We start from the raw sequence: 3,162 nt of genomic DNA, 5'->3' as shown, positions 1-3,162 counted from the left end.
CCATGTGCCGATGCACATGATCCAGGCGAACATGACCGAGCAGCTCAAGCACTGCAGCGAAGCGCCGTTCTACACGCTGGGCCCGCTGACCATCGATATCGCGCCGGGATACGATCACATCGCCTCGGCCATCGGCGCCGCGATGATCGGCTGGTTCGGCACGGCCATGCTGTGCTATGTGACGCCCAAGGAACACCTGGGCCTGCCCGACCGGGACGACGTCAAGCAGGGCATCATCGCCTACAAGATCGCGGCCCATGCGGCCGACGTGGCCAAGGGCCATCCAGGCGCGCGCGCGCGGGACGATGCGCTCAGCCAGGCACGCTTCGATTTCCGCTGGGAAGACCAGTTCAACCTGGGTCTGGATCCCGATACCGCTCGTGAATTCCACGACGAAACATTGCCCAAGGACAGCGCCAAGGTGGCGCACTTCTGCTCGATGTGCGGGCCGAAGTTCTGCTCGATGAAGATCACGCAGGAAGTGCGCGAGTTCGCAGCCAAGGGCATGCAGGAGAAGGCGGGTGAGTTCCGCGAGGGCGGCGGCGAGCTCTATATCCCGATCCAGCCTGCCGCGTAAGGCCCGCGTTGCCTAACGTGAAGGTCTGCAGACCTTGGGCAAAGCACAGGTAAATTCGCCGCCGGCTGACTTGGCGGGCGGCGGATTTGGTGCAACATGCAGTCCATATCGCCATGGCGCTGCCTGAGTCCGGGGGCGCCGCCTGATCAAGATACAAATCAGGATACAAAGATACAAATGGCGATATCGGGTTCGCCCGTATCATCAATCTTTCGATTCCGAGGAGGTTTACATGACTGCAAAGATTCGTACCGCCGCCAAGACGGTGACAGCGACCGTCGTGGCTCTGATGCTGGGTGTCACGACCATCGGCGCCTACGCCCAGCCGCGCCCGGATGTCAGAAGGGACAATCCTCCGCAGCAGCGCGACAACCATCGCGGTCCTGCCCAGAATGCCAGGCACCAGGACCATCGCCGCGCGGCGCCCCCGGGTCCGGCGCGCCAGAACTACCCGCGTGGAGCCGGCCCTGATCATCGCTGGCATCAAGGCGACCGCATCCCACCGGCATACCGCGCGCGCAGCTACGTCGTGGACGACTGGCGCCTGCACCGCCTCTCCGCGCCTCCGCGCGGCTACCAGTGGGTGCAATATGGCTCGGACTATCTGCTGGTGGCCATCGCAACCGGTGTGATTGCGTCGATGATTCTCAGCAATTGACGGCGGCCGATGGCTGAAATTTCCCCTGTCCTTTCTCGGTTTCAGAACGAGAAAGGGCAGGGGATTTTTGTTTCAGTAACTGCGCCCTGACTTGTACATCGCGTGCTGTCTGCGCTGCAACGTCGCCACCTCGCTCACGCGGGCCATCGCCATGCCGGCATGCGCGTGGGTGATCGCAAGGCCCAGCGCGTCGGCCGCGTCCTTGCCGGGCAGTCCGGGCAGTTGCAGCAGCCTGCGCACCATCTCCTGCACCTGTTCCTTTGCGGCGCGGCCATGTCCCACCATGGCTTTCTTCATCTGCAGCGCGGTGTATTCCGCCACCGGCAGATCCCGCGACACCAGCGCCGCCAGCGCCGCGCCGCGCGCCTGGCCCAGGAGCAGGGTGGACTGCGGGTTCACGTTCACGAACACGATTTCCACCGTGGCCTGGTCGGGCTGGTAGCGCTGGATGACCTCGGTCACCCCTTCGAACAGCACCTTCAGCCGTCCCGGCAGGTCGCCGCGCGCAAGGGCCGTGGTGCGGATGGTGCCGCTCGCCACATAGCTCAGCCGTTGTCCGTGCGCATCCACCACGCCGAAGCCGGTGGTCTGCAGTCCAGGGTCGATTCCCAGAATTCTCACGCGCTGTATTTCCTCTGTGTGGATGGCGGCGCTTTTCCTGCGCGCCCCGCCGGTGGATGTGGGGAAAGTTCAAAGGATTCCGAGAGACGGAACAACCGGAATTGTCCAACAAAAGTTTTCCCAAGCTTCTAGACTGTAGCCGGAATGGAGCGATGCGGTCCGGAGACAATGACAGAGCGCGCGCTCCTGGTTTCATGAATGAGGCGGCTGTGATGCAAGCGCGGCCGCCATGACAGGCGATCCGCAGCAGTGCGAGGCGGCAGTCCGCCGGATTGGCCGAAGAAAGAACAGTATCCGTGTATTTGACGGTCTCATCTCCCAGTGCGGCTTCGTTCCTTGAATCCGCGGCGCGGGCCTGCAGCGGGCGTGCGTACAGCTATCCGGCAATGCCGCACCGACGCCCTGCGGACCGCGCACCCCATCGCGGCCTGGCACGTGAAGTTGCGCGAGGAGCCGCGCGATGAGTACCGAAGTCCGTTCCGTGCAGCGCGCGCTGCAGATTCTGCGGGTGATGAACGAGCGCGTGAGCTGGACGCTGCAGGAGCTACACCAGCGCACGGGCCTTGCCAAGTCCACCTTGCACCGCCTGCTTGGCACGCTGGAGGCCGAGAAATACGTGCGCACGGACCCGCATGTCTACGGCCACTATCAGCTCACGCAGGCGGTCGGCAACCTGAGCTGCGGCGTGACCACCCAGATGCAACTGGCCGAGCTGGCCGCGCCCATCATGGTGAGCACCACGCACGCGATCAAATGGCCGTTGTCGCTGGGCGTGATCGACCGCCACCAGATCCGCGTGGTGTATTGCACCATGCCCTACAGTCCCTATGCGATGCGCACGTCCAGCGTCGGCCGCCGCTATGAACTGACCGAGTCCGCATCGGGCCGCACCTATCTTGCGTTCTGCGATCCGGCGGAGCGCCGCATCCTGATCGAGGAGATGAACAGCCGCGAGGATGGCGGCCCGCGCATGACGGATCTGCGCGCCATGCGCCACATGATCCGCCAGACGCGCAGGCAGGGCTTTGCCGTGCGCTACGGCCAGCACCGCTCCGAGAGCGCGGCGCTGGCGGTGCCGGTGTTCAGCGCCGGCCTGCTGCGCGGCGTGCTGGTCTATACGACGTTCGCGCGGCAGATGGACGAGCGAATGCTCAAGCGCGCCGTGCCCACGGTGCTGGGGACGGCGCAGCGTATCGGCGAGGCGCTTGCGCCCGCCTTGCGCGCGGGCGCGGCGCCCCATGCGCAGCCAGGCGTGCTGCGCCAGGATCCTGCTGGCCGGATGGCGGCTGCATGATGGTGACTGCGT

4 protein-coding genes are annotated in these 3,162 nt (G+C 65.0%); 3 read left to right on the top strand and 1 reads right to left on the bottom strand.

Translation table 11 applies throughout. The features are described 5' to 3' along the window. Together ABWP92_RS17095 and ABWP92_RS17090 are read left to right on the top strand one after the other, a co-directional pair. Positions 1 to 577 (top strand): phosphomethylpyrimidine synthase ThiC (locus ABWP92_RS17095; RefSeq protein ID WP_353236607.1); only part of this gene is annotated, 577 nt, incomplete at its 5' end. Between the two features lie 232 nt (positions 578 to 809). Beyond that, positions 810 to 1,235: an RcnB family protein gene (locus ABWP92_RS17090; RefSeq protein WP_353236606.1), complete on the top strand. Its 426-nt coding sequence runs from the start codon at positions 810 to 812 to the stop codon at positions 1,233 to 1,235. Between the two features lie 72 nt (positions 1,236 to 1,307). Here ABWP92_RS17090 and ruvC read toward each other — a convergent pair whose 3' ends face one another. Beyond that, positions 1,308 to 1,856 carry a crossover junction endodeoxyribonuclease RuvC gene (gene ruvC / locus ABWP92_RS17085; RefSeq protein WP_353236605.1) on the bottom strand — a complete coding sequence of 183 codons (549 nt, stop codon included), beginning with the start codon at positions 1,854 to 1,856 and terminating at the stop codon, positions 1,308 to 1,310. A gap of 460 nt (positions 1,857 to 2,316) precedes the next feature. Between ruvC and ABWP92_RS17080 the strand changes: the two genes are divergently transcribed. Continuing rightward, on the top strand, positions 2,317 to 3,150 hold the full coding sequence (locus tag ABWP92_RS17080; RefSeq protein WP_353236604.1) for an IclR family transcriptional regulator domain-containing protein: 834 nt from the start codon (positions 2,317 to 2,319) through the stop codon (positions 3,148 to 3,150). Positions 3,151 to 3,162: the final 12 nt, after the last annotated feature.

This window comes from Diaphorobacter ruginosibacter (genome assembly GCF_040396215.1).
Lineage (GTDB): Bacteria > Pseudomonadota > Gammaproteobacteria > Burkholderiales > Burkholderiaceae_C > Diaphorobacter_A > Diaphorobacter_A ruginosibacter_A.
This window is presented reverse-complemented; position numbering and strand designations above follow the sequence as displayed.

Excerpts from the sequence above, each read along its gene's own strand:
- ABWP92_RS17080 (WP_353236604.1), top strand. The coding sequence starts at position 2,317 with ATGAGTACCGAAGTCCGTTCCGTGCAGCGCGCGCTGCAGATTCTGCGG.
- ABWP92_RS17090 (WP_353236606.1), top strand. The coding sequence starts at position 810 with ATGACTGCAAAGATTCGTACCGCCGCCAAGACGGTGACAGCGACCGTC.